This is a genomic window from Streptomyces sp. NRRL F-5630 (assembly GCF_000719475.1).
Taxonomy (GTDB): Bacteria; Actinomycetota; Actinomycetes; order Streptomycetales; family Streptomycetaceae; genus Streptomyces.
Genome location: NZ_JOGO01000011.1, coordinates 1 through 24,814 on the forward strand (window position 1 = coordinate 1; position 24,814 = coordinate 24,814).

The window sequence follows — 24,814 nt, forward strand, 5'->3', positions numbered from 1 at the left end:
ATACGAGATTCGCCTTAGTCTCGTGGGCTCGGAGATGTGTATAAGAGACAGGGGCGGGCTTGCGTGGGGGGATCTTGGAATCCTCACGAGACCGTGATGTGCCCGGCGCTGTTCACGGGGGCGCCTTCGGGAATACTGGCCTGAGGTTTTAGGGTGCCTTCGCTGACCGACGGTACAGACGCTTCTTGGGAGGCACAGGACCAATGGACAAGCGCGAGCCTGAGCTTCCGGCGACTGCCGCGGAGGCCGTCGAGGCCGTGGAGGCCGCCGCCGACGCCGGTGGCGGCACGCCCTTCGACGCCTTCGGGGTACGCGAGGCCGACTCCGGCTCCGAGGCCGACCCGGGCGCCGACTCCGGCTCCGACGAGGACGGAATCGCCGACCTGCTCGCCCCCTTCGGCGAGCGCCGTGCCGCCAAGACGGCCGAGAGCTCCATACCCGGCGACGGGGCCCCCGTCGTCCTGCCCAGCGGGCTGCCCAAGCGCGAACCGGGACGCACCTCGGCGCCGAGGAACGCCGGCCCGGCGAAGCGCGAGTCGGTCTTCGGCTCCGCGCCCGAGGAGACCTCGGCGCCCTCCTTCTTCGGTTCCGCCCCGGCCCCGCGCCCCGAGCCCGCGCCGGAGCCCGAGCCGTCGCCGCCCCTCCCTGAGCCCATCGCCCCCGAGCCCGGACGGGAGATGGCCACGGCCCTGCGCCGGCGTCCCCGTCCCGCGCGCGACCCGCTCGGCGACTTCGGGCTGACGCCCACCGGCCCCGCCCGGATCACCCGCATCGTCGCCGACGACCTGCTGCTCACCGTCAACCCGGTCGACGGCTCCGAGGTCACTCTCTGCCCGCCCGGCGAGTTGCCGGACCGCCCCACCAAGCGCGGCCCGGCCGTCCGCGCCGAGCGCTCCCGCGCGGCCCGCCCGCCGCTGCCCAGCGGGCCCACGGACGGGCCCGGCCGGCTCCTGGAGCGCACGGAGGTGCGGGAGCGGATCGCGGGGCTGCTCACCCGCGGCCGTTCGGTACGGCTCACCGGGCCCGGCGGCAGCGGCAAGAGCGCGCTGCTCGCCGAGCTCGTCGACGCCTGCGCCGGGCTGGCCCCGGACGGCGTGGTGCTGCTCAGCGGCCGCGGCCGTACCCCCGCCGACCTCCTCGGCGACCTCGCCACCGAGGTCTACGACCTGACCCGCCACCGTCCGGGCCCCGCGCTCCTGCGCGAACTGCTCGCCGAGATCGGCGCCGTCGTGATCGTGGACGACCTGGAGTTCGGCGCCGCCGCGCTCGACGAGATCCTCGACGCGACCCCCGAGTGCGCCTTCCTCGTCGCCACCACGCCCGACACCCCCGCCCCCTCCGCCGAGGCCCGCCTGGAGGAGGTGGCCCTCTCCGGTGTCACGCGCTCCGGCGGCGTCGCCCTCCTGGAGCGTGCCGTGGGCCGCGCGCTCACCGAGGAGGAGGCCAACTGGGCCGGCGACCTGTGGTTCGAGTCCGAGGGCCTTCCGCTGCGCTTCGTCCAGGCCGGGGCCCTGCTCCAGCAGCGCGACCGGCTCGTCGCGCAGACCGAGGAGGACGGCGACGAGGGCTTCGCGTACTTCGCCGACACGCAGACCGACTCCGCCCGGCCGGCCCCCGAGGGAGAGATCCCGCTGCCGACGCTCGCGGACGGCGCGGCGCCCGCCGCCGCTCTCGCCTCCCGCCTGAGCGAGGCCGCCCGCGAGACCCTGCGGCACGCGGTCGCGCTCGGCGGCGAACTCCCGCACCCCGCGCACCTGCCCGCGCTCACCGGCGACACCCACGCCGACGCCGCCCTCGCCGACCTCACCGCGACGGTGCTCGTCACCCCGGCCGGCAGCGGTCACCGCCTCGCCACGGGCGTGCTCGTCCAGCTGGAGGCCGCCGGGTACGCCGAGGACGCCCCCGCGCGCGCCGACGCCGTCGCGCGGCACTACGCCTGGTGGGCCGCTCACCCCTCCGTGACCCCCGAGCGCGTCGCCGCCGAGGCGGAGGCGGTGCTCGCCGCGCTCGCCGCCTGCGTCGCCGAGCCGCTTCCGCCCATCGAGGGTGAGGACGGCGAGGACGACCCGGGCGCCGCCGTGCTCCTCGCCCGCGCCGTCGCGCCCGCCTTCGCCGCCGCGCTGCGCTGGGGCGCCTGGGACCGCGTCCTGCGGTACGGGCAGGACGCGGCGCGGCGCGCGGGGCGGGTCGCCGACGAGGCGTACTTCCACCACGAACTCGGCGTCCTCGCGCTGTGCGAGGACCGGCCCGAGGCGGCCCGCGCCGAATTGGAGTCGGCGATCGGGCTGCGCGGCGCGCTCTCCGACCGGCGCGGCACCCTCGCGGGCCGCCGCACCCTCGCTCTCGCCGACGACCGCGCGGGACTGCCGCAACGCCCGGCGGTCGACGAGGCGGACCCCGATCTCGTACCGAGGACGCCCGACACGGCGACGACGGCGGTCGTCGCCCAGCTTCCCGCCGCCTTCCACAGCGCGCCGGACCCCTTCTCCGACCCGCGGGCGGCCACCGAGGTCTTCCCGCGCCAGGCACCGGAGCCGCACGCGAGCGAGCCGAAGGGCGGCATGCGGCGCTCGGCCCTCGTGGGGAGCCGCCGCAACCTCGTCGCGGCGGGCGCCGGGGCGCTTCTCGTCGCCGTGCTCGGCACGGTCGTCACCCTCGGCACGCTCTCCGACAAGGACGACGCCCCCGCCGGCCGCGTCACCACCGAGCACTCCGCGAGCACCGACGACGACGGCGACGGGCTCGGCGCCGACACCCCGCCGGACGAGAGCGGTTCCACCAGGGGCCAGCCGAATCCCACGCCCTCAGCGTCCGACCCGGGCGAGGACGGAGTCCTCGGCACCGCCGACGACCCGACTCCCTCCTCCGGGGCGAGCGAGTCGCCGGGCTCCTCGGCCTCGGCGTCCGACGACGACAAGCAGTCGGAGCCGGGTTCGCAGCCGAGCGGTTCGCGCAAGCCCGGCGACTCGAAGCCGAGCGACAGCACGAAGTCGCCGACGGACCCGGGCCACTCCGCCACCGGCTCCCCGTCCCCGAGCGACTCCGACGAGCCCACCGAAGACCCGACCGACCCCACGGAGCCCACCGACCCGGGCGAGACCGACCCCTCCGAGCCCGAGACGAGCACCTCCGCGAGCGGCCCGGTCCCGAGCGTCCCGACGGACACCCCGGAAAGCCCCGAGGGCACCGACGTCGCGTAACCGGCGCACGAGTTCGACGGGTGGAGCGGGCGCCGCAGGACGGTCATGCCCCCCCGGGCGCCCTGCACCAGGACCGCCGGGGAGCCGCGACCGGGGCGGGCGCCCTCCCCGTGCGGACCGAACCGCCGCGCGCCCGGCTGTCCTTGATCGAAGCCGCTTACGTCGCCGTGCCGGCGGAGGACCGCCACACACGGTGAGCGTCCAGGGATGCGCGGCGTGTGAGCGGGTGCCGGGTTCCCCCTGGTAACGGGCCCGGACAGGCGCGGGATTGAGCCGAACCCACACAGTCGTACGGCATATGCCAAGGGCTCCGGGTGGGGGAGTCCCGGGATGCCGAGGGCCCCGGTTCCGCGCGTCGGCGTCTCAGAACAGGCGCAGCTTGTCGTCCTCGATGCCGCGCAGGGCGTTGTAGTCGAGGATCGCGCACTCGATGCCGCGGTCCGTCGCGAGGACGCGGGCCTGCGGCTTGATCTCCTGGGCGGCGAAGATGCCGCGCACCGGGGCCAAGTGGGGGTCGCGGTTGAGGAGTTCGAGATAGCGCGTGAGCTGTTCGACGCCGTCGATGCCGCCCTGGCGCTTCAGTTCGATCGCCACCGTGCGGCCCTCGCCGTCCCGGCACAGGATGTCGACGGGGCCGATCGCCGTCATGTACTCGCGGCGGATGAGCGTGTAGCCCTCGCCGAGGGTGTCGAGGCGGTCGGCGAGGAGTTCCTGGAGGTGCGCCTCGACGCCGTCCTTGATGAGTCCCGGGTCGACGCCCAGCTCGTGCGAGGAGTCGTGCAGGACCTCCTCCATCGTGATCACGAGCTTCTCGCCGCCCTTGTTGATCACCGTCCACACCGGGATGCCCTCGGCCTCGCCCTCCTTGAGGGTGCACGGCGGGGACATCCAGTTCAGGGGCTTGTACGCCCGGTCGTCCGCGTGGATCGAGACGCTGCCGTCCGCCTTCACGAGGATCAGCCGGGGCGCGAGGGGGAGGTGGGCGGTGAGCCGCCCCGCGTAGTCCACGGAGCAACGGGCGATGACAAGGCGCATGGTCGGCAACGCTATCCGACCGGGACCCGTGCTCGCGATCCGCCCCGAAAGCACGGCTCCCGCGGTGGCCGGTTGTGTGCGCGCGCTCCTGGTGTGCCCCCGAAGCCGTGCATAACGTGTTGGCAGGAGGTCGCGACACGAGCACGCTGCGTGTCCGGGCCTCCCGCCCTGTCCGTGGACCCCCGCCGCTCGGGGGTGCGAGAGGAGTACCCATGTCGCTCGACGTCTCACCGGCACTGTTGGCACAGGCCGAGCGAGGCGAGGTGGACGAGGCCGAGTTCGTCGACTGCGTCCGGACATCGCTGCCCTACGCCTGGGAGATGATCAGCTCCCTGGTGGCTCAGCTGAAGGTGGACGGAGGGGACTTCGCCGACAACCAGACGCCGCCGCCCAGCGAGAAGGAGCGCGGGCAGCTCCTGCGCGCACTCGCCAGCGACGCCATCAGGGGCGCGCTCCAGCGTCACTTCGGTGTCCGCCTCGCCTTTCAGAACTGCCACCGGGTCGCGGTCTTCCCCCTCGACCCCGCCGTGGACGGACGGCTCACGCGCTTCACCTCCGTCCGCGCCCAGCTCCTCAACCAGTCCCCGGAGCTGCGCGACTGCTGACCCCGCACGGCTCTCCCGCCGCGCCGGGGGACGCTCCGTCCCCCGGCGTAGCCGGAACTCATCAGTCCGTCGCCTCGCGTCCGTCTGTTTTCAGGCCACGTGGAGCACGCCTCCTACGCCACCTGGAGCCCGCGTGCCGCTCGGGCCACTCCGCCCCGTCCAGCGACGGCCGCGGCTCCCGCTCAGCCCAGCAACGGCAGCAGCTCCGCCCCCGCCCGCCGCAGGTTCGCCTCCGTCGTCGCGAGGTCGCCGGAGCCCTCGGCGAGCAGCGCGAACCGCGTGATCCCGGTGCGCTCCGCCGTCGCCGCGAGCCGCCGCGCGGCCGTCTCGGGGGTGCCGACCGGGTGGATGCCGCACAGGAACTCGGTGTACGCGACCGGGTCCCGCATCCGCCGCTGCCTGCCGTCCACCGTGACGTGGGCGCCGAGCCCCTCGCGGAACCACTCCGGCATCGCCTTGACGAGCGTGTCGCGGGCCTCGGCGTCGCGGTCCGCGAGCTGGAGCACCCCGGCGCTGATGTGCGCGGCGGCGGCGATCCGCTCCGGCGCGAGCCCGGCCGCGCGCGCCTCGGTGCGCCACAACTCGACCATCGACGCCTTCTCCTCGTCCCGCGCGTGCATCCCGAGCAGCATCGGGAGACCGCGCCGCGCGGCGAGCCGTACGGTGCCGGGGGAGGTGCACGCGACGACGACCTCGGGGCCGGGCTGTCCGGGCAGCAGTGCCTGCGCGGGACGTGGCACGACGCTCACCTCGCGGAAGGCGTAGCGCTCGCCGCTCGCGCCGACCCGGCCCTCGCGCAGCCAGCGCAGCAGCAGGTCGAGGGATTCGGGGAAGTGCCGTTCGAAGGCGTCGAGCCCGGAGCCGAAGACCTCCAGGTCCACCCAGGGCCCGCCCCGCCCGACCCCGAGCGAGAACCGCCCCTCGGCCGCGAGGTGCAGGAGCGCCGCCTGCTCGCCGAGGGCGACCGGATGCGCGGTCGGCAGCACACTCACCGCCGTCCCCACGCGCAGCCGCCGGGTGCGGCCGAGCAGCAGCGCGGCGAGCGTGACCGCCGAGGGGCAGATGCCGTACGGCACGAAGTGGTGCTCCGCGAGCCAGACCGACTCGAAGCCGGCCTCCTCCGCCACCTCGGCCGAGCGCACCGCGCGGTGCAGCGCCTCTCCGTGGCCCTGGCCCGGGTACTGCCCCGCCAGGACGAAACTCCCTATCCGCATGAGCCGTTGACGCCTCCTCCGTGCCACCGGGCTGGAACGCCCGCTGACGGCAACAACGGCTGACACGTGCCAAGGGCACGGCTTGCCGGGAGGATTGGCGGATCGTCCGGGAAGCGCCGGGATCGGGGCCCGCTTGTCTCGGCGAGAAGCGCCAGGCAGGCGGGTGGTGGGGCGCGGAGCGGCGGGTGCGCGGGGCGGTGGGGGCGCGCGTCGCGCGCGGGGCGGTACGGACGCGGGTGGCGCGCGGGGTGGCGGCGGCGCGCGCCGCGGGACGTGGCCTGGGGGCGTCGGCCGGTCCCGGCGTGCGCCCCCGGCGCGCGGTGCCCTCGCGGGCGCGCGCGTACGCTGGACGGTATTCCCGTCCGGCCGCAGCCTGAGAGGTGTTCCAGTGTCCCCCCGCCGCAACCGCCCCAAGGGAGCCCCCGGCTCCGGCCAGCGGGCCGACGAGGACCCGGTCAACCGCTACGGGCTGCACAGGACCGAGACCTGGCAGGGGGAGGAGTGGTCGGTCCGGCACGTCGCGGGCGCGAGCGCCGCAGGCAAGACGTACCGCTGCCCCGGCTGCGACCAGGAGATCCCCTCGGGCGTCGCGCACGTCGTCGCCTGGCCCGAGTACTCGGGCGTGGACGAGCGCCGGCACTGGCACAAGGCGTGCTGGAACGCCCGCGACCGCCGGGCGACGCGCGTGCAGCGCGCGCGGAACGCTCCCCGGTACTGAGCGCCGGGGCTCCCCGCGACCGTATCCCCCGGCGGGAACCCGTTACCGCCCCCCGGGCGAACCCGCGCAGCCGCGACCGCCCGCTCTGCGGGGACCGTCCGGCGAACCCGGGCCCCCGCTACACGTCCCGCCGGTGCAGCACCGCGAAGGCGCAGCCGACGACCACCGCCGTGAGGACGGCGAGGAGGCCGAGCTGGGGGAGTCCGTCGCCCTCCTGGTGGGAGATGAGCAGGAGCGAGAGGGCGTTCGGCGCGCTGTACTCCAGGATCTTCTGCCCGATGTCCTTCGTCGCCTCGACGCCGAGGAGGAAGAGGGGGAGGATCGTCGGCAGGAAGTAGACGCCCAGCATCGCCGCGATCGCTCCCGCCGAGTGGCGCAGCATCGTTCCGGCGGCGAGCGCGAGCATCCCCAGCAGCGAGACGTACAGGCTCGCGAGGAGTACGGAGCTCCCCCAGTGCAGGTCCGCGCCGTCCGGGACGAAGGCCGCACCCGCGGCGGAGACGATGCCCGTCGAGACGAGCACGGTGACGAAGCCGATCGCCGCGAAGACGAGGAACTTCGCGGCGAGCACCCGGTGCCGCTGCGGCGCGGCGGTCAGTGTCGGGCGGATGAGCCCGGTCCCGTACTCGGAGGAGATGACGAGGACGCCGAGGGTCAGCAGGCACACCGTGCCGAGCAGCAGACCGGGGAAGGCGAAGAGGGTCACGCGGTCACCGCGGCGCACGTCGTCGCCGAGGACGACGGCGAAGGCGAGCCCGATGCCGACGACGAGCAGCACGAAGACACCGAGCGTCCACAGCGTCGAGCGCACGGTGCGGATCTTCGTCCACTCGGCGCGCAGGGCGTGCCCGAGGTGCGCGTCCACGATCGGGATGGGCGACTCGTACGGGGTGGGGAAGCCGCCAGGACCGCGGTGCGCGTCGTACGCGGCGGGCGGCGCGGGCGCTCCGGGCGGCGTGGGCGCTCCGGACGGCGCGGAGGCCCCGGACGGCGCGGAGGTCCCGGTCGGTCCGGGCGGCGCGGGCGTGGTGGGGATGGCGGCGGCGGTGGGCTGCGGCTGCGGGGTGCTCATCGGGCTTCCTCGTGCTCCGGGGCGGCGCCCGTCACGGCGGCGGCGGTCCGGGTGTCCGCCGTACGGGGATACGGGGTGTGCGGTGCGTACCAGCCGGGCTGGCCCGCGCCCGGGACGACGGGCTCCGGGGGCCGCTCGCCGAACGGGTCGGGCTCCTGGAAGCCTTCGAGCGAGTCCGCCGTCGAGCGGTGGTCCACCTCGGACTGCGTCAGCCGCATGTACGCCTCCTCCAGCGAGGCGTGGTGGGGCGACAGCTCCCACAGCCGTACCCGCGCCTCGTGCGCGAGGTCGCTGATCGCCGGGAGCGCGAGCCCCGTGACGCGCAGCGCCCCGTCCGGCTCGGGCAGGACCTGCCCGCCCGCCTCGCGCAGCAGGCCCGCGAGCCGCTCCGCGTCGCCCCCGGCGTCGTCCGGCACCCGTACCCGGGCGAAGTCCGTGGCGTTGCGCGCGATGAAGTCGCGCACGCTCATGTCGGCGAGGAGCCGGCCGCGGCCGATGACGACGAGGTGGTCCGCCGTGAGCGCCATCTCGCTCATGAGGTGCGAGGAGACGAAGACGGTACGGCCCTCGGCGGCGAGCGCGCGCATGAGGCGTCGCACCCACGCGATGCCCTCCGGGTCGAGGCCGTTGACCGGCTCGTCGAAGAGGAGGACGCGGGGGTCGCCGAGGAGCGCGGCGGCGATGCCGAGGCGCTGCCCCATGCCGAGCGAGAAGCCCCCCGCCCGGTGCGTGGCGACGTCCTGGAGGCCCACGACGCCGAGCACCTCGTCGACCCTGCGGGCCGGGATGCCGGAGAGCTGGGCGAGCGAGAGGAGGTGGTTGCGTGCGGTGCGGCCCCGGTGCAACGCCTTCGCGTCGAGCAGCGCGCCGACCTCGCGGGGCGCGTTGGCGAGCTGCCGGAAGGGGACGCCGCCGATCGTGACGTTGCCCGCCGAGGGCTCCTCCAGACCGAGGATGAGCCGCATCGTCGTGGACTTGCCCGAGCCGTTCGGCCCGAGGAAGCCCGTGACGACCCCGGGCCGCACGGTGAAGCTGAGACCGTCCACGGCCTTCTTCGCGCCGTACCACTTGCTGAGGCCGTTCGCCTCGATCATCCGCGCACCCGTCCTCGCCCGTCCTTGTCGGCCCCGCCCGCTGGTGCCAGCTCATGCCCGGGGGCGGGGGCGCCCGCCCCCGCATGGGTGAGGAGGCTATCGGGCCATCGGTGGTTCCCGCCAAGAGCGGGCAAAGAAGAACGGCGGGGGCGCCACCCGGCACCCCCGCCGCACCGCTCCGCTCAGGCGTCCCGGTGGCGCAGCAGCGCGTACCCGACGAGCAGGGCCGCGGCGACCCACGCCACCATGATGAGGAGCCCGCCCCAGGGCCCGTAGGGGGTGTTGTCGTGCAGCGGCGGGACGACCTGCATGATCTTCGTGCCCGCCTGGTCGGGGAGGTACTGGCCGACCTTCTTCGTCGCGTTCACGTTGCCGAGGATGCTGGAGATGATGAAGAAGAACGGCATGAGGATGCCGAGCGAGAGCAGCGGGCTGCGCAGCATCGCCGCGACCCCCATCGAGAACATCGCGATGAGCGTCATGTAGAGCGCGGCGCCGAAGACCGCGCGCAGCACGCCGTGGTCGCCGATCGAGGCCCCGTGGTCGCCGAGGATCAGCTGTCCGACGAAGAACGAGACGAAGGCCGTGATCAGCCCGACGAGGAAGGCGAGCACCGTCGCGACGGCGACCTTCGAGAAGAAGAAGACGCCCCGGCGCGGCACCGCCGCGAGCGAGGTGCGGATCATCCCCGTCGAGTACTCGTTGGAGACGACGAGCACACCGAAGACGATCATCGCGAGCTGACCGAGGCCCATCCCGGCGAAGCTCACGTAGGTGGGATCGAAGGTGAGCCGCTCCTCGCGGCTCATGGAGCTGAAGTCGTTGTTCGACACGACGCTGATGAGCACGCCGAGGCCGAAGGTGACGACGAACGCCAGACCGAGGGTCCACACGGTCGAGGCGACGGAGCGGATCTTCGTCCACTCCGAGCGGAGTACTTGTGGCACGGCCATCGCTCAGTTGCCCTTCCGGTCCCGGTTCTCGCCCCAGCCCTGTCCGCCCGCCGGGGGCGGGGGCGGCGGCTCGGCGCCGGGCGGGACCGTGGCGGGGCCCGCTCCGGTGTGTGCGTGGTACTCGACCGTCTGGGCCGTGAGCTGCATGAACGCGTCCTCCAGAGAGGCCGACTGCGGGCTCAGCTCGTGCAGGACGAGGTCGTGCCGGTGGGCCAGCTCACCGAGGCGCGCCGGGTCGGCGTGGTCCGCCTCCAGCGTCCCGTCCGTCCCCTCGGTCACCCGGATGCCCTCCTGGCGCAGCACGTCGAGGAGGCGTTCGCGCTCGGGGGAGCGGAGGCGGACGTACGTCCGGGAGTTGTCCCGGATGAAATCGGCCATCGAGGTGTCGGCGAGGAGCTTGCCGCGGCCGATGACGACGAGGTGTTCGGCCGTCAGCGCCATCTCGCTCATGAGGTGCGAGGAGACGAAGACGGTACGGCCCTGGTGGGCGAGCGAGCGCATCAGGTTCCTGATCCAGTGGATGCCCTCGGGGTCGAGGCCGTTCACCGGCTCGTCGAACATGAGGATGCGCGGGTCGCCGAGGAGCGCGCCCGCGATGCCGAGGCGCTGCCCCATGCCGAGCGAGAAGCCCTTCGCGCGCTTCTTCGCGACCGCCGTCAGGCCCACGATGTCCAGGACCTCGTCCACGCGCCCGGCCGGGATGCCGTTCGACTGGGCCAGGCACAGCAGGTGGTTGCGGGCGCTGCGCCCGCCGTGCATCGCCTTCGCGTCGAGGAGCGCGCCGACCTGCGTGAGCGGTTCGTCGAGCGCCGCGTACGGCTTGCCGTCGATGAGCACACGGCCCCGTGTCGGCTTGTCCAGACCGAGCATCATGCGCATGGTGGTCGACTTGCCCGAGCCGTTGGGGCCCAGGAAGCCGGTCACCACGCCCGGGCGCACGGTGAAGGACAGGTCGTCCACGGCGAGTTTGTCGCCGTAGCGTTTCGTCAGCGCTGAAACCTCGATCATGTGTCCACGCTAGCGAAGTCCCCGCGCGAACACGCGGTGGAGAGGGCGCGGCGCGGACTCGGGTCCGTAACGGAAACCGGAGGACGGGCCTCAGGGGGCGCGGCGGCGGAGGGATGTGGCGGCACCGGCGGACGCGGAACCGAGCACCAGCGCACGGAGACCGCGGCACCGGCACACGGATGTGGCGGCACCGGCGCACGCGGACCGGAGCACCGGCACGCCGACATCGCAGCACCCGCGCACGGACATCGCGGCACCGCACACGGAAACCGGGCGGAGGCATTCGGCCTCCGCCCGGTTCTCCGGTCGTTCACCCCCGTGCGAGGTGGCGTCGCGTCAGCGGGACTGCTGCGCCGGGACGCCCCGCGTGACGGTCTCGTCCTCGGCGGGCGCGCCCGCCGCGGCGACGGCCGCACCGGTGAGCGTCGCGAGCATCTCGCGCACGTTGGTGAGCTGCGCGTTGATCGAGTCGCGGCGGTTGGTGAGGGCCGCGAGCTCGCGCTCGGACTCGCTGCGGATGCGGTCGGCCTTCGCGTTGGCGTCCGCGACGATGTCCTCGGCCTGGCGCTGCGCCGTCTCGATCGTCTGGCGCGAGCGGCGCTCGGCGTCCGTGCGGAGCTTCTCGGCCTCCAGGCGGAGCTGCTCGGCGCGGTGCTCGATCTCCGCGAGACGCTTCTCGGCCTTCGCCTGACGCGAGGCGAGGTCGCGCTCGGACTGCTCGCGGCGCTTGGCGAGATTCGTCTCGAAGTCGGCGGCGGCCTGCGCGGCCTTGGCGCGGGTCTCCTCGAAGAGGGCGTCCGCCTCCTCGCGCTTCGACTGCGCGTCCTTCTGCGCCTCGGCACGCAGGTTGCCGGCCTCGCCCTTGGCCTTCTCGACGATCCGGACGCCTTCGTCCTCGGCCTTCGCCTTGCGCTCGGAGGCGTAGGACTCGGCGTCGTTGCGCACCTGCTGCGCCGCGGACTCGGCGAGCTCCCGGTGCTGCTCGGCGGCCCGGCGGGCCTCCTCGCGCAGGTCCTTCGCCTCTTCCTCGGCGAGCCGCAGGATCTTCTCGACGCGGGCACCGAGGCCCGCGTACGAAGGCTCCGCGTCACTCACCTGCGCCTGGGCGTTCTGCGTTTCGAGGTGCAGCTCCTCGATCCGCTTCTCCAGGGCGGTGATGCGGTTCAGCGCGCTGTCACGGTCGGAGACGAGCTTCGAGATGCGTTCGTCCACCTGAGCGCGGTCGTACCCACGCCGCACAAGCTCGAAGCCGTAGGGGGAAGTGTCGCTCATGGGGTTCCTGTCGAAAGAGACCGGTGAGGTGATAGGGGGAATCCTAGGGGTCGGGGCGGCGTGTCATCGAGCAAATGCCCGTTTGATCTGGAGAATGCCACCCCTTTTGTGCGTGCGTGGACCGTAATCTTCCGATCCACCGTCAACACGGTGTCCCCATAGGACGACTGACCTGCCGTCGTCACCGGAAACACCGTCCCTCCGGCTCGCACACCCGCAGCACTCCCGACGCCGTGCGCACTTCTGCCACTGTGACTACCGCTCCGTCTGCTTTCCACCCGAACGAGTCGATCCGGCCACGGCCCCCGCCTTGACGCCGCTCTGCGCGTCGCGTCCGCCCGCGCCCTTGCCGGCCCCCTCGCCCGGCCCACCGGCGTTCTTGCCGCCGGGGGCCTCGAAGTTCTCCAACGCCTCCAGTACGTCCTGGACACGGCCGATCTCGGCATTGATGTCCTGCCGACGCCGCACCAGGATGTCCAGTTCGCGCTGCCCTTCCGTCGTGATCCGCTCCGCCTCGGCTTTCGCGTCGGCGACGAGCCGGTCGGCGAGCGCCTCCGCCTCGGTCTTCTTCTGACCGGCCTCCTTCAGGAGCGTCTCGGCCTTCTTGACCGCGGCGATCCTGACCTTGCCGGCCTCCGAGTTGGCGTCCGCGAGGAGATCCTTCGCCTTCGCCTCGGCCTCGGCGAGCTGCTCCTCGGCCGCCTTGACGAGCGCGTCGCAGCGCTCGCCCGCCGTGCGCATCGCCTCCGCCGACTCGCGGCGTGCCCGCTCGTGCAGCTCCTCGATCTCCGTCGTGATCCGCTCGCGCAGCTCCTCGGCCCGCTCCCGCACCCGCGTCGCGTCGCCCCGTGCCCCGACGAGGAGTTCGTCCGCGTCGGCGCGGGCCTTCTCGACCGCCGCGTGGCCCTCGGCACGGCCCTCGGCGACGATCCGCTCGGCCTCCGAGCGCGCCGCGCCCACCATCCGGTCGGCCTGCTCCTCGGCGTCCGCCGTCGTCTTGAGCGCCGCTTCGAGCGCCTCGTTCGACAGCTTCTCGGCCTCCGCGCTCGCCTCCGAGACGAGCCTGTCGACCTGCTCGGCGGCCTCGGTGCGCCGCTTGTTCGCCTCCGCCCGCGCCTCGTCGAGCAGCCGCTGCGCCTCCGCGCGCGCCTCGCTCCGTGCCCGTTCCGCCTCCTCGGCCGTACGGGCCGTCAGCTCCGCCGCGCGCTCCTTCGCCGCCCGCTCCGCCTCCCGGGCCTGCGCCGCGGCCGACTCGGCCTCGCCGCGCAGCTGTTCGGCCGCGGCCTTCGCCTCGGCGAGCAGCCGCTCCGACTCGTCCTTGGCGCGCGTGAGCCGCCGGTTCGCCTCCGCCGTCGCGCCGACGACCTCGCGCTCGGCCTCGGCCGCCGCCTCCTCGCGCTGCCGCGTCGTCTCCGCCGCGACCCGCGCGGTCAGCTCCTCGGCCTCGGTGCGCGCCCCCGTGAGCAGGGTGTCTGCCGCCTCGGCGGCCTCGGTGCGGATACGGTTCGCGTCCTCGCGGGCCTCGGCCCGCGCCGCCTGCGCCTCGCGCTCGGCGTTCTCGCGCTCCCCGGCGAGCGCGGCGCGCACCTGCTCCGCGTGCCGCTCGGTCGCCGTGCGCAGCTCCTCGGCGGCCCGCTCGGTCTCCGTGCGCAGCGCTTCGGCGGCCTGCTCGGACTCGGTCCGCAGCCGCTCGGCCTCCTCGGCCGCCTCGCGCACCGTGTGCTCGGCCAGCTCCGTGGCCTGCGTGCGCTCCTCGCGCGCCTCGGCCCGCAGGCGGGCCGCGTCCTCGCCCGCTCGCTCGCGCTCCGCGTAGGCGTCCGCGCGGACCCGGTCGGCCTCCTCCTGCGCCTCGCCGCGCGTGCGCTCCGCCGCGTGCTCCGCCGCCGCGCGCAGCCCCTTGGCGGCCTCCTCGGCTCGTTCCTCTATCCCCGCCACGGCCTCGCGCGCCTGCTGCGCGGACTGCTCCGCCGCCGCGACCAGCTCACCGGCCCGGGTCTCCGCCTCCTCGACGAGCCGGACGGCCTCGGCCTCCGCCTCCTCGACCCGCGTACGCGCCTTGGTCAGCAGCTCCTCGGCCCGCTCGCGGGCCCGCTCCCGTTCCTCGCCCGCCTCGGTACGCGCCGACTCCAGCGTCTCCTCGGCCGTGCGCCGCCGCCGCTCCGCCTCCTCCTGCGCCGCGGCCAGCTCCTCGGCCGCCTGCGTCGTGAGGCGCTCGGCCGCCGCGCCCGCCTCGGCACGCAGCCGCTCCCCGGTCTCGCGGGCCTCGTTGCGTACCCGGGCCGCCTCCGTCTCGGCGTCGGCGCGCAGCCGTACGGCGGTGGTCTCCGCCTCGGCCCGCGAGGCCGCGGCCTCGGCGGCGGCCTCGCTCCGCAGCCGCTCGGCCTCGGCCTCCGCCTCCTCGCGCACCGCCCGGGCCCGCTCGGCCGCCTCGGCCCGTACCTTCTCCGCGTCCTCCGCGCTCGCCGCGCGCAGCCGCTCCGCCTCGGCGCGCGCCTCGCTCAGCGCCTCCTCGGCGCTCGTGAGGCGCTGCTCGGCCTCGGCCCGCAGCCGGGCCAGCTCCTCGGCCGCGTCGTCCTTGAGCGCCTGCGCCGCCCGCTCCGCCTCGGACCGCAGCTCCGCCGCGGCCTCCTCGGCGCGCGCCCGCTCCGCCTCGCCGCGCTCGGCGGCCTCGGTCGTGAGCCGCTCCGCCTCGGTACGGGCCTCGGCGAGCAGCTCCTCGGCCTGCTCGTGCAGCGCGCGGGCCTTCTGCTCGCCCTCCGCGCGCGCCTTCTCGGCGTCCTCCGCCGCCGTGCCGCGCAGCTCCTCGGCGTCCGCGCGCGCCTTGGTCAGCAGCTCCTCGGCCCGCCCCGCGGCCTCCTCGATCTGCTGCACCGCCTCGCGACGCGCCTCGCCCCGGATGCGCTCGCCCTCGGCGACCGCGTCGGCGCGCAACTGCTCGGCCTCGCCGCGCAGCCGCCGCGCCTCCTCCTGGAGCTCGACGGTGCGTGCCCGGTACTCCTTGGTGTCGTCCTTCGCGGCCCCGCGCAGCTCGTCGGCCGCCGACTCGGCCTCGGCGCGCAGCCGTTCGGCCTCGGACTGCGCCTCGGCCTTGATCCGCTCGGCCTCCTCGGAGGCGGAGCCCGTCGTCGCCCGCGCGTCCTCCTCGGCCTTGTGCAGCACCTCCTCGGCACTGCGCGCCGCCTTCGCGAGCGCCGCGGCGGCGTCCTCGGCGGCGGAGGCGCGGGCCTTCTCGGCCGCCTCGGCGAGCACGCGCTCCGCCTCGGCGACGGCCTCCTCCCGCTCGCGCACCGCCTCCGCCTTGAGCGCCTCGGCCTCCTTGGTGGCCTCGCTCACCAGGCGCGCGATCTGCTCCTTGGCGGTACGGGTGCGCAGCTCGTTGTCCGCCTCGACGGTCGACAGGACCTTCGCGGCCCGCTCGTCGGCCTCGCCCGTGACCTTCTCGGCCGCGGCCCGTGCCTCGCGCAGCACCCGCTCGGCCTCCGCGAGCCGCTCCTCGGCCGCCCTCGCCTGCTCGGTCGCCTGCCGCCGCGCCTCCTCGGTCTCGCTCGTGGCGGAGGTCCGCAGCCGCTCGGCGTGCTCGGTGGCCTCCTGCGCCTGCGCGGCGGCCGAGGAGAGCAGCCGCTCCGCCTCGGCGCGGGCCCGGCGCAGCAGCCCGTCCGCCTCGGCGCGGGCGCTCTCCGCCTCGCCGCCGAGGCGCTGCCTGGTCTCCTCGATGACACGCTGCGCCTCCGCGCGCGCCGCGGCGAGGGCGCGCTCGGACTCGGCCCGCGCCTCGTCCACGAGCTGCCGGGCCTGCGCCTCGCTGCGGGCGCGCAACTGCTCGGCCCAGGCGACGTTCTCGTTGACGTGGGTCTCGACGGTCGCGCGGCGCTCGGCCAGCTCCTGATCGAGCTGCTGGCGCCTGCTCGTCGCCTCCTGGTGCAACTCCGCCTGGAGCCGCGCCTGCTGCTCCGCGTGCTCCTGGAGGAGGCGCTGGGTGCGGGAGCGGGCCTCGCGCAGCTCGCGCTCGGCGTCGATGCGCAGCTGGTCGGCCTGCATCTGCGCGGTGCGCAGCATCTGCTCGGCCTGGTAGGCGATGTCGCCGTTCTCGTACCGAGGACGGAGCGCGAGCGCGCGCCGCGCCTCGTGCAGCTTGGCGCGCAAGACCTCGACCTGGTAGCCGAGGTCGTCGGCGTGCTGGACGGCCTTCTCCCGATCGGTCTTCAGCCGCTTCATCTCGGCTTCGAACCGTGAGAGGTGGTCGTCGTCAGCAGCTTGGTGGCTCTCCTGGCGTTCGTAGCCCCGCACCGCGCGGTCCCATCCGTCCCCTGGTCGTGACACTCCGAGCGAGCCCGCCCGCCCTTCGGACGTGCTCCGGTCCTGCGGGGACCCGTCCGGTGGACCGGTTCCCTTCGTGCGGGGGCCCGCCCGGCGGACGTGCTCCCGTCTTCGGGGAATGGTGTCAGAAAGCCGCCCCGGCGCGCACCGTCGCCCCGACATCGCCCCTGTCACCCGGACCCCGGCCCGCGACCCCGCGGACGCGACCGCGAGGCCGGGCCCACGGTCGCGACCGGGAGCCGGGGGCCAACCCTACCGGCACCCCTATCCCGAGGTCAGTCCTCCGTCCCCTTCCGGCCGATGATCCCGCCGCGCCGACGGCCGCCGCGGGGTGCGGCCCGTCACACGTCCGGCCCGGTGACCGCCCGCTCACCGCTCAGTACATTGAGGTGAACCCTCGTTCACTCTCACTGCATAGGGGCTGTGCGTCATGGCCGGAACAGCTGGAACCCAGGGCACCACGTCGGTGATCGTCGCGGGCGCCCGCACCCCGATGGGCCGTCTCCTCGGCTCGCTGAGATCCTTCTCGGGCGCCGACCTCGGCGGCTTCGCGATCAAGGCCGCGCTGGAGCGGGCCGGGATCGGCGGGGACCAGGTCCAGTACGTGATCATGGGGCAGGTGCTCCAGGCGGGCGCCGGGCAGCTCCCGGCCCGCCAGGCCGCCGTCAAGGCGGGCATCCCGATGAGCGTGCCCGCGCTCACCGTCAACAAGGTGTGCCTCTCCGGGCTCGACGCCATCGCGCTCGCCGACCAGCTCATCCGCGCCGGTGAGTTCGACATCGTCGTCGCGGGCGGTCAGGAGTCGATGACCAACGCCCCGCACCTGCTCCCGCACTCCCGCGCGGGCCACAAGTACGGCGCGATCGAGATGCTCGACGCGATGGCCCACGACGGGCTCACCGACGCCTTCGAGAACATCGCGATGGGCGAGTCCACCGAGAAGCACAACACCCGCCTCGGCATCACGCGCGCCCCGCAGGACGAGTTCGCCGCGCTGAGCCACCAGCGGGCCGCCGCCGCGCAGAAGAACGGGATCTACGAGGCGGAGATCACGCCCGTCGAGATCCCGCAGCGCAAGGGCGAGCCCGTCCTCTTCGCCACGGACGAGGGCGTACGGGCCGACACGACCGTCGAGACGCTCGGCAAGCTCCGCCCGGCCTTCGCCGAGGACGGCACGATCACCGCGGGCACCGCCTCGCAGATCTCCGACGGCGCGGCGGCCGTCGTCGTGATGAGCCGCGCCAAGGCCGAGGAGCTGGGCCTCGAATGGCTTGCCGAGATCGGCGCGCACGGCAACGTCGCGGGCCCGGACAACTCCCTCCAGTCGCAGCCGTCGAACGCCATCAAGCACGCGCTCTCCAAGGAGGGCATCGGCGTCGGGGACCTCGACCTCATCGAGATCAACGAGGCGTTCGCCGCCGTCGCCGTGCAGTCGATGGCCGAGCTCGGCGTCACCCCGGAAAAGGTGAACGTCAACGGCGGTGCCATCGCCCTCGGCCACCCGATCGGCATGTCGGGCGCCCGCCTCGTCCTCCACCTCGCGCTGGAGCTCAAGCGGCGCGGCGGCGGGGTGGGCGCCGCGGCCCTGTGCGGGGGCGGCGGGCAGGGCGACGCGCTGGTGGTGCGGGTGCCGAAGAAGTAGGGGGACGCAGCAAGGGGGCGGACTCCGTGCGGGGAGTCCGCCCCCTTGCTGCGTAGATCTGTGCGGCGGGTCCGGCCCTCGTTCCGCGGGTTCGTGCGGGGGGTCCGGCCTTGCTCCGCGGGCGCGTCGTGCTCGCGCCGCGCGCGGGCGGCGGCCCGTCATGACGACCACGCGGGGCCGGAGGCCGTGCCAGGGACCTCAGTCGTCGCTCTCCCGCGTCACCGTCGCCCCGTCGAGCGCGACCGCCCACTCCGCGTCCTCGGGCCCGGTCTCCACGCTCCAGTACCCGTTCCGCTCGTCCTCCAGCTCGACCGAGACCACCGTGCCCCGCGCGCCGGCGGCGCGCGCCGCCTTCGCGGCGCTCGTCGTGCCACTGGTCAGCAGGGCCTTCGCGGTCCGGACGTCGTCGGCCTCGCCGCGCTCCGCCTGCGTGCGAACGACCTTCCCGCTCGACGGCGAGACATCGACGTGCCGGAGCTTGCCCGAGCGGTCGAGGATCTCGACCTCCCACACGAGGCGCCCGTCCGGGTCGTCGTCGATCTCGGCCGAGACGGCGCGGCCCGGGGTGTGCGCCAGGGCGGCGGCGAGGGCGTCGGGCGCCGTCAGCTTCCGCGCGGCGGCGGCCTCCGCCTTGTCCTCGGCGGCGTCCTGGGCGCGCTCGCGGGCGTCGTCGTCGTGACGTGCCGTGTCCTGGCGCGCGTCGTCGTCGCGGTCGTCGCTGTCGCGGTCGTCGCTGTCGCGGCCGGCGTCGTCGCGCGCCGTGCTGTCGTCGGCGCCGGTACGGGCGTCCTCCGAGCCCTGGTGGCTCGTCGCCTCCGTACCCTTACCGGAGGCCGTGGACGTGCCACCGTCCCCTCCGAGGGACGCGGCGGCGACTCCGCCGCCGGCCGCGAGGACGACGGCGGCGGCGAGGGCGGCGAACACGGGCTTGCGCTTCATGAGGGACCTCCTGCGAGAACGGGCTCGATGACGTGACCCACTCTTGCCCGGGCCGCCTGAAGGCTTCCTGAAGCTTCCTGAAGACCGCTTCAGGGAGGATTTGGCAGGCTGAGCCTCATGCGCCTGCTGATCGTGGAGGACGAACGCCGCCTCGCCCGCTCCCTCGCCCTGGGCCTCGGCGCCGAGGGCTACGCCGTGGACATCGCGCACGACGGGACCGAGGGCCTGCGCTGGGCGACCGAGGGCGGCTACGACCTCATCGTCCTCGACGTCATGCTCCCCGGCATGAACGGCTACCGCGTCTGCGCCGCCCTCCGCGCCGCCGGGGACGACACCCCGATCCTCATGCTCACCGCGAAGGACGGCGAGTACGACGAGGCCGAAGGGCTCGACACGGGCGCCGACGACTACCTCACCAAGCCGTTCTCGTACGTCGTCCTGCGCGCCCGCCTCAAAGCACTGCTGCGCCGCCGCGCCACCGGGGCACCGCCCGTGCGCGAACTCGGCGCGCTCCGCCTCGACACGGGCGCGCGCCGCGTCCGCCTCGCGGGCGAGGAGATCCCGCTCACGGCCAAGGAGTACGCGGTGCTCGAACACCTCGTGCTCCGCGCCGGACAGGTCGTCTCCAAGGCCGACATCCTCGAACACGTCTGGGACTTCGCCTACTCCGGCGACCCGAACATCGTCGAGGTGTACGTCAGCACGCTGCGCCGCAAGCTCGGCGCCGGTCTCATCCGCACCGTGCGCGGCGCCGGTTACCTCCTGGAGCGCCCGTGAGGCGCCTCCTCGGCTCCGTACGGGCGCGGGCCACCGTCGCCGCGACGCTCGTCGTCGCCGTCGTGCTCGTCGCGGCGGGCACCGCCGTGGTCCTCTCGCTGCGGGCCAACCTCATCGACCGCGCGGGCGCCGACGCCGAGTCCGCCGCGCGCAAGGTCGCCGCGCGCCTCGCCACCGGCACCGCCTGGGACGCGCTCGACCTCCCCGACGATGACGACGAACCCGTGCAGATCGTCGACGGCACGGGCCGGGTGCGGGCCGTCAGCGAGGACCTGGAATCCGTCAGCGGCACCGGGACGAGCGGCGTCGAGCCGTCCGCCGGACCCGCCCCCACGCACGGCACGCTCGACGACGACGCCCACCTGAGCAGCGGCGAGGCCGTCATCGACGGGGACCGGGGCACGTACCGGTGGGCGGCGGTCGAGGTGCGGCCGGGGGAGAGCGACGACGACTCCGGGCGCGGGGCGGAGACGGAGGCGGAATCCGAGGCCGATTCCGGGGCCGGGCCCGGGTCCGGGGCGGGGTCCGGCTCTCGGGAGGATGCCGAGGAGGAGGACGACGACGCGCGGACGTTCACCGTCTTCGCCGGGGCGCCGCTCGACGCCGCGGACAGCGCCGTGCGCACAGCGCTCACCGTCATGCTCATCGGACTGCCCGTGCTGCTCGCCGTCGTCGCCGCCGTCACCTGGGCAGTGACCCGGCGCGCCCTGCGGCCCGTCGAGGGCATCCGCGCCGAACTCGACGCCATCACGGGTTCACGCGACCTCGCGCGCCGCGTCCCCGAACCCGCCACGCACGACGAGATCGCCGCCCTGGCCCGCACCACCAACGCGACGCTCGCCGCGCTCGAAGACGCCGTCGACAAGCAGCGCCGCTTCGTCGCCGACGCCTCGCACGAACTGCGCAGCCCCATCGCCTCGCTCCGCACCCAGCTCGAAGTGGGCGCCGAGCACCCGGAGTTGCTCGACCTGGACGGGGCGGTGGAGGACACCGTGCGCCTCCAGCACCTCGCCGCCGACCTGCTGCTCCTCGCCCGGCTCGACGCGGGGGAGCGGCCCCCCGACCGGCCGGTGCGGCTCGCGGACCTCGTCGCGCGTGAGGCGGCGGAGCACGGCCTGCGCGCCCGGGTCGCACCGGAACGGGCGGACGGCTACGAGGTACGCGGCTCGGCACCCCAACTGGGCCGCATCCTCGGCAACCTCCTCGACAACGCCCGCCGCCACGCCCGCACCGAGGTCGGCCTCACGCTGCGCCAGGACGGTCCCGACGCGGTCGTGACGGTCTCCGACGACGGCCCCGGCGTCCCGCCCGCCGAACGCGAGCGCGTCTTCGAACGCTTCGTCCGTCTCGACGACGCCCGCACCCGCGACGAGGGCGGCGCGGGCCTGGGCCTCGCCATCGCCCGCGACGCGGCCCACCGCCACGGCGGCTCCCTGGCGGTGGGCGACCGACCCGGCGGGGGAGCGGAGTTCGTCCTGCGGCTGCCGTTGGCGGGGTGAGGCGAGGCGGTGCGCGACGTGGGCCTCGTGGGGGCGGTCCGGGACGGTGCGTGCCTCGCGGGAGGGTCTGGCGGCCGGTGGGCGGGGGCACGGAGCGGTGGCGGACGGGTGCCTGGATCGGTGTGGTGGGGCGGGAGGCTGGAGGCCGCACCGTCCCGGTATCGGCGTCGTCTCTTCTCCCGCCGGACGAGAAAGGCGCTGGGACGGGTGCGCGGGTGCGCGGGTGCACGGCCAGGGAAACGCCGTGGCCTGCGGGAACCGGGTCGGCCGCCCCCAAGCGGCTCCGCCGTGACGGTGCCGCGCGGGGGCCTCACGCATCGGCCGGAGCGGGGCGTGACCGGCGAGGTGTGCGCGGCGATACGGCCGGGGGCCGGTCGGCGGGCGCGCGCCTGGATCAGCGAGCCTCGCGTACCTCGCGCAGCCCCTCGGCGATCGGCTGGAGGAACGCGTGCAGCGTCGTGAGCTGCTCGGGCGTGAGCCGGTCGATGAAGTGGCGGCGCACGGAGGCCACGTGGTGCGGGGCGACCTCGCGCATCGTCGTCAGACCCGGCCCGGTGAGCACGGCGAAGAGGCCGCGCCGGTCGGACTCGCAGTTCTCCCGGCGCACCAGACCGGCCTTCTCCAGGCGGGTGATCTGGTGCGAGAGACGGCTCTTGGACTGGAGCGTGGCGGCGGCCAGATCACTCATCCGCATCCGGTGCCCCTCGGCCTCCGAGAGGTTCACCAGGATCTCGTAGTCGTTCATCGTGAGCCCGAACGGCTGGAGATCCCGTTCGAGCTGATGAGTGAGGAGCCGGTTCACTTCCAGGTGCGTGCGCCAGGCGGACTGCTCGTCCTGGCTGAGCCACGGCGTGGTCTCGCCCGTCGTCTTCTCCGTGTCCATGAAGACATTCTACCGAAGAAGTTGAAAACCGAACGAAACCCTTGAGGTGAGCTGCCCCACGAGCCGCCACCCTAACCCGGCATCCCCGTCCCACCGCCTCGCTCACTCCGCGCGCCGCGCGGCCGCCGACCCCACGCGGCCCGCCGACCGAGCGCGGCCCACCCGACGCCGTGCCGCCTGCGCGCCGCCGTGCCGCCCGACCGCCGACCCCGTGCCACGCCTGAGCCGTCACAAGCCGAACCTCCGCTGGATGTCCCCCAACTGCCCCGGCATCCGGGGCAGTCCTTGGCCCCCGCCCCCGCCCACGCCGCCGCCCGGCGCGTGGCCGGGCATGCCGGGGCGGCCCGGGGCCCCGCCGCCCGGGACCCCCGGCTCGGCGGGGGCCGTGCCGATGTCCTTCTCGGCCATGAGCTGCTCGCTCGACTGGAGGAGCACGGTTCCGGCCCCGACGAACTCGAACTGGTGCTCCTCGCCGGAGGCGCCGCCGAGCCCGGTGAGGGCGCGGACGCCCCCGAGGAAACCGCTCAGGTAGCCGTGGTCGTAGTGGTGGCACGGCGAGGGGCAGTCCGCCCAGCCCACGAGCGCCTGCGGGTCGACGCGCAGCGGCGGCTCCATGAAGACGACGGGGCCGTTGGAGGCGGCGATGAACTTCCCCGTGCCGATCAGGGTCAGGAAGCCGGGCACGATCGACTGCTTGAGCGCGAGGCTCGGCTCGTACGCGAGGAGGTTGCCCGAGCGGACCGTGAGGTTGCCGTCCTCCAGGTCGAAGCTGTTGACGTCGAAGGCCCGGTCCGCGAGGAGCATCTTCCCCTCGCCCTCCGCCACGACCCAGTCGCTCGCGTGCAACGGCGAGTGGAAACTCGTCCGCAGCAGCCGGTCGAAGCGCCCGCTGCCGATCCCGTCGAAGGAGATCCGCCCGTAGTAGGCGATCATCTTCCCCTTCTGGAGGAACCACTGGGAGCCCCGCAACTCCACGCAGAACGTGTAGGCGTTGACGTTGTCGTCCGACGGCAGCGTCTGCGGGTCGAGGACGGGAGTGCCGTCAGGGACGAGCGGGTTCACAGCTTCTCCTCCGATGCCTGCACGAAGACCGCGCCCTGTCCCGACAACTCCAGCTGGAACGCCTCGCCCGAGCCCCGACCCACCATGTCCCGCCAGCCGAGGGCCGTGGACAGCTTGTTCCGTACCTCGCCGTAGTGCGCCACGTACGCCTGCGGATCGACGTGCACGGGGCGCCCGGGCGTGATCGGCAGCTCGATGACCCCGCCGTGCGCCATCACCGCGACGGCGCCGTGTCCCTTGAGCGTCGTCGTGAAGAGGCCCTGGCCCGTCACCTGGCCGCGCACCATCCCCATCACGCCGCCCTGCGCGCCGAGGAAGAGCGTGCCCTGCTGGAGCGAGCCGTCGAAGGCGAGCAGCCGGTCCGCCTCGACGCACAGCGTGTCGCCCGACAGCGTGACGACCTGGACGTGGTGCCCGCCGTGCCCGAAGAGGACCGTCCCGTGGCCCTCCACCGTCATGAGCGGCGTCGCCTCCCCCGCGACCCGCCGCCCGATCATCGACATGACCCCGCCCTGACCACCGCCCACGTTCGGCGTGAAGCTCACCTCGCCCCGGTACGCGAGCATCGCGCCCCGCTGGCTGAAGAGCCGCTGCCCCGGCAGCACCTGCGCCTCGACCATCTTCGAGTTGATCTCCCTGAACGGCATCAGAGGTCACCCCCGAACGTCTTCCGCTCGCTGGGCTGCACCCACACGACGCCCTCGCCCTCGAAGCGGATCTGGAACGCCTCGCCGCCCCCCTCGCCCATCACTGTGCGGAAGTTGACGCCGGACTGGAAGTGCTGGCGCAACTGTCCCTGGTGTGCCACGTAGGCGCCCGGGTCGACCTGGAGCGGGTACGCGGAACTGACCCGCAGCGCCATCGCGGGCCCGTCCGAGAGCAGCGCCGCCTGGCCGCTCCCCTCGACCGTCGTCGTGAAGAGCCCCTGCCCCTGGCTCGCCCCGCGCAGGCCCGTGAACGTCGTCCCCGTCCGCAACCCGGCGTCCGTGCACAGCAGGTTGCTCGCTTCCACGTACAGCGTCTCGCCGCGCAGGCTCACCACGCTGATCTCCGTCGCCCGGTCCGCGAACCAGCACGTGCCCTCGCCGCGCACCTCCATCACCTCCATCCGCTCCCCGGTGAGCCGGCGCGTGACCACGCCGCGCAGGCCGTCGCCGCCGCCGGAGAGCTTCTTGAAGTTCATCCGGCCGTCGTACGCGACCATCGAGCCGTTCTTCGCCCGCACGGCATCGCCGGTGAGCTGGACGGCGAGCACTTTGCTGCCCTGGAGTCGGAGGTGAGCCACGCCTTCGAAGGTACTGGGCGCCGGGCGCCCCCGGGAGCCGTTTCGACCCTGAACCGTCCCGGAGATCCGACCCCGAGAGACCTCAGGGGCGCGCAAGGCGCCGGGTGCGGAGCGCGAGGCGCCCCGGCGGGCGAGGCGCCCCGGCGGCGTGCGCGTGGGACAAGTGCGCCCCCGCTCCCGCCCGTCCGGGCAGGGGAACGCGCGGGGTGTGCCGACGGCGTGAGGAGAGCCACCCCACC

Annotated in this window: 19 protein-coding genes; 6 read left to right on the forward strand and 13 right to left on the reverse strand. The window is 74.5% G+C overall.

The window, feature by feature from the left end:
* Nucleotides 1–203 precede the first annotated feature (203 nt).
* The gene (locus tag IF99_RS0107560; RefSeq protein ID WP_030995571.1) at nucleotides 204–3,200 is read left to right on the forward strand and encodes an ATP-binding protein; all 2,997 of its coding nucleotides are present in this window, start codon (nucleotides 204–206) and stop codon (nucleotides 3,198–3,200) included.
* Between the two features lie 363 nt (nucleotides 3,201–3,563).
* Here the strand turns inward: IF99_RS0107560 and nucS are convergent, their stop codons facing one another.
* On the reverse strand, nucleotides 3,564–4,235 hold the full coding sequence (gene nucS, locus IF99_RS0107570; RefSeq protein ID WP_030995572.1) for an endonuclease NucS: 672 nt from the start codon (nucleotides 4,233–4,235) through the stop codon (nucleotides 3,564–3,566).
* A 212-nt stretch (nucleotides 4,236–4,447) separates the two neighbouring features.
* Between nucS and IF99_RS0107575 the strand changes: the two genes are divergently transcribed.
* Entirely contained in the window at nucleotides 4,448–4,840 is a 393-nt protein-coding gene (locus IF99_RS0107575) for an SCO5389 family protein (protein WP_030995573.1), read from the forward strand.
* Nucleotides 4,841–5,022: 182 nt separating this feature from the next.
* Here IF99_RS0107575 and IF99_RS0107580 read toward each other — a convergent pair whose 3' ends face one another.
* On the reverse strand, nucleotides 5,023–6,054 hold the full coding sequence (locus IF99_RS0107580; protein WP_030995574.1) for an LLM class flavin-dependent oxidoreductase: 1,032 nt from the start codon (nucleotides 6,052–6,054) through the stop codon (nucleotides 5,023–5,025).
* Nucleotides 6,055–6,442: 388 nt separating this feature from the next.
* On the opposite strand from IF99_RS0107580, the gene IF99_RS0107585 reads away from it, so the two are divergent.
* A complete protein-coding gene (locus IF99_RS0107585) occupies nucleotides 6,443–6,772 on the forward strand; it encodes a hypothetical protein (RefSeq protein WP_030995575.1) in 330 nt (109 codons plus the stop codon).
* A gap of 118 nt (nucleotides 6,773–6,890) precedes the next feature.
* Here the strand turns inward: IF99_RS0107585 and IF99_RS0107590 are convergent, their stop codons facing one another.
* The 6 genes from IF99_RS0107590 to scy all read right to left on the reverse strand — a co-directional run bounded on the left by IF99_RS0107590 (nucleotide 6,891) and on the right by scy (nucleotide 16,458).
* Nucleotides 6,891–7,844: an ABC transporter permease gene (locus tag IF99_RS0107590; RefSeq protein ID WP_030995576.1), complete on the reverse strand. Its 954-nt coding sequence runs from the start codon at nucleotides 7,842–7,844 to the stop codon at nucleotides 6,891–6,893.
* The gene (locus IF99_RS0107595; protein WP_030995577.1) at nucleotides 7,841–8,938 is read right to left on the reverse strand and encodes an ABC transporter ATP-binding protein; all 1,098 of its coding nucleotides are present in this window, start codon (nucleotides 8,936–8,938) and stop codon (nucleotides 7,841–7,843) included. Before IF99_RS0107595 ends, IF99_RS0107590 begins: the two co-directional genes overlap by 4 nt.
* Before the next feature lie 182 nt (nucleotides 8,939–9,120).
* Nucleotides 9,121–9,891 carry an ABC transporter permease gene (locus IF99_RS0107600; RefSeq protein WP_030995578.1) on the reverse strand — a complete coding sequence of 257 codons (771 nt, stop codon included), beginning with the start codon at nucleotides 9,889–9,891 and terminating at the stop codon, nucleotides 9,121–9,123.
* 3 nt (nucleotides 9,892–9,894) lie between these two features.
* Entirely contained in the window at nucleotides 9,895–10,899 is a 1,005-nt protein-coding gene (locus tag IF99_RS0107605; RefSeq protein ID WP_030995579.1) for an ABC transporter ATP-binding protein, read from the reverse strand.
* A 336-nt stretch (nucleotides 10,900–11,235) separates the two neighbouring features.
* The gene (locus IF99_RS0107610; protein WP_008745581.1) at nucleotides 11,236–12,171 is read right to left on the reverse strand and encodes a cellulose-binding protein; all 936 of its coding nucleotides are present in this window, start codon (nucleotides 12,169–12,171) and stop codon (nucleotides 11,236–11,238) included.
* Between the two features lie 255 nt (nucleotides 12,172–12,426).
* Nucleotides 12,427–16,458 carry a polarized growth protein Scy gene (gene scy / locus IF99_RS0107615; protein ID WP_030995580.1) on the reverse strand — a complete coding sequence of 1,344 codons (4,032 nt, stop codon included), beginning with the start codon at nucleotides 16,456–16,458 and terminating at the stop codon, nucleotides 12,427–12,429.
* Nucleotides 16,459–16,918: 460 nt separating this feature from the next.
* On the opposite strand from scy, the gene IF99_RS0107620 reads away from it, so the two are divergent.
* Entirely contained in the window at nucleotides 16,919–18,130 is a 1,212-nt protein-coding gene (locus tag IF99_RS0107620; protein WP_078655018.1) for an acetyl-CoA C-acetyltransferase, read from the forward strand.
* A 198-nt stretch (nucleotides 18,131–18,328) separates the two neighbouring features.
* On the opposite strand, the gene IF99_RS0107625 is transcribed toward IF99_RS0107620, so the two are convergent.
* Nucleotides 18,329–19,069 (reverse strand): PepSY domain-containing protein, encoded by a 741-nt coding sequence (locus tag IF99_RS0107625; protein ID WP_030995582.1) that lies wholly within the window; start codon nucleotides 19,067–19,069, stop codon nucleotides 18,329–18,331.
* Nucleotides 19,070–19,186: 117 nt separating this feature from the next.
* On the opposite strand from IF99_RS0107625, the gene IF99_RS0107630 reads away from it, so the two are divergent.
* Both IF99_RS0107630 and IF99_RS0107635 read left to right on the forward strand, forming a co-directional pair.
* Nucleotides 19,187–19,846, forward strand: a complete 660-nt coding sequence (locus IF99_RS0107630) for a response regulator transcription factor (RefSeq protein WP_030995583.1) — start codon at nucleotides 19,187–19,189, stop codon at nucleotides 19,844–19,846.
* Nucleotides 19,843–21,345 carry a sensor histidine kinase gene (locus tag IF99_RS0107635; RefSeq protein ID WP_030995584.1) on the forward strand — a complete coding sequence of 501 codons (1,503 nt, stop codon included), beginning with the start codon at nucleotides 19,843–19,845 and terminating at the stop codon, nucleotides 21,343–21,345. Before IF99_RS0107630 ends, IF99_RS0107635 begins: the two co-directional genes overlap by 4 nt.
* Before the next feature lie 394 nt (nucleotides 21,346–21,739).
* On the opposite strand, the gene IF99_RS0107640 is transcribed toward IF99_RS0107635, so the two are convergent.
* The 4 genes from IF99_RS0107640 to IF99_RS0107655 form a co-directional block, all read right to left on the reverse strand.
* Entirely contained in the window at nucleotides 21,740–22,228 is a 489-nt protein-coding gene (locus tag IF99_RS0107640; protein ID WP_030995585.1) for a MarR family winged helix-turn-helix transcriptional regulator, read from the reverse strand.
* Nucleotides 22,229–22,456: 228 nt separating this feature from the next.
* Nucleotides 22,457–23,290, reverse strand: coding sequence for an AIM24 family protein (locus IF99_RS0107645; RefSeq protein WP_030995586.1), 834 nt, complete (start codon nucleotides 23,288–23,290; stop codon nucleotides 22,457–22,459).
* Nucleotides 23,287–23,937 (reverse strand): AIM24 family protein, encoded by a 651-nt coding sequence (locus IF99_RS0107650; protein WP_030995587.1) that lies wholly within the window; start codon nucleotides 23,935–23,937, stop codon nucleotides 23,287–23,289. Before IF99_RS0107650 ends, IF99_RS0107645 begins: the two co-directional genes overlap by 4 nt.
* The gene (locus IF99_RS0107655) at nucleotides 23,937–24,575 is read right to left on the reverse strand and encodes an AIM24 family protein (protein WP_037826587.1); all 639 of its coding nucleotides are present in this window, start codon (nucleotides 24,573–24,575) and stop codon (nucleotides 23,937–23,939) included. The genes IF99_RS0107650 and IF99_RS0107655 overlap by 1 nt, the downstream gene beginning before the upstream one ends.
* Nucleotides 24,576–24,814 lie beyond the last annotated feature (239 nt).

Coding starts and splice junctions, on each gene's coding strand:
- IF99_RS0107560 (WP_030995571.1), top strand. CDS start 204: ATGGACAAGCGCGAGCCTGAGCTTCCGGCGACTGCCGCGGAGGCCGTC.
- nucS (WP_030995572.1), bottom strand. CDS start 4,235: ATGCGCCTTGTCATCGCCCGTTGCTCCGTGGACTACGCGGGGCGGCTC.
- IF99_RS0107575 (WP_030995573.1), top strand. CDS start 4,448: ATGTCGCTCGACGTCTCACCGGCACTGTTGGCACAGGCCGAGCGAGGC.
- IF99_RS0107580 (WP_030995574.1), bottom strand. CDS start 6,054: ATGCGGATAGGGAGTTTCGTCCTGGCGGGGCAGTACCCGGGCCAGGGC.
- IF99_RS0107590 (WP_030995576.1), bottom strand. CDS start 7,844: ATGAGCACCCCGCAGCCGCAGCCCACCGCCGCCGCCATCCCCACCACG.
- IF99_RS0107595 (WP_030995577.1), bottom strand. CDS start 8,938: ATGATCGAGGCGAACGGCCTCAGCAAGTGGTACGGCGCGAAGAAGGCC.
- IF99_RS0107600 (WP_030995578.1), bottom strand. CDS start 9,891: ATGGCCGTGCCACAAGTACTCCGCTCGGAGTGGACGAAGATCCGCTCC.
- IF99_RS0107605 (WP_030995579.1), bottom strand. CDS start 10,899: ATGATCGAGGTTTCAGCGCTGACGAAACGCTACGGCGACAAACTCGCC.
- IF99_RS0107610 (WP_008745581.1), bottom strand. CDS start 12,171: ATGAGCGACACTTCCCCCTACGGCTTCGAGCTTGTGCGGCGTGGGTAC.
- IF99_RS0107620 (WP_078655018.1), top strand. CDS start 16,919: ATGGCCGGAACAGCTGGAACCCAGGGCACCACGTCGGTGATCGTCGCG.
- IF99_RS0107625 (WP_030995582.1), bottom strand. CDS start 19,069: ATGAAGCGCAAGCCCGTGTTCGCCGCCCTCGCCGCCGCCGTCGTCCTC.
- IF99_RS0107630 (WP_030995583.1), top strand. CDS start 19,187: ATGCGCCTGCTGATCGTGGAGGACGAACGCCGCCTCGCCCGCTCCCTC.
- IF99_RS0107640 (WP_030995585.1), bottom strand. CDS start 22,228: ATGGACACGGAGAAGACGACGGGCGAGACCACGCCGTGGCTCAGCCAG.
- IF99_RS0107650 (WP_030995587.1), bottom strand. CDS start 23,937: ATGCCGTTCAGGGAGATCAACTCGAAGATGGTCGAGGCGCAGGTGCTG.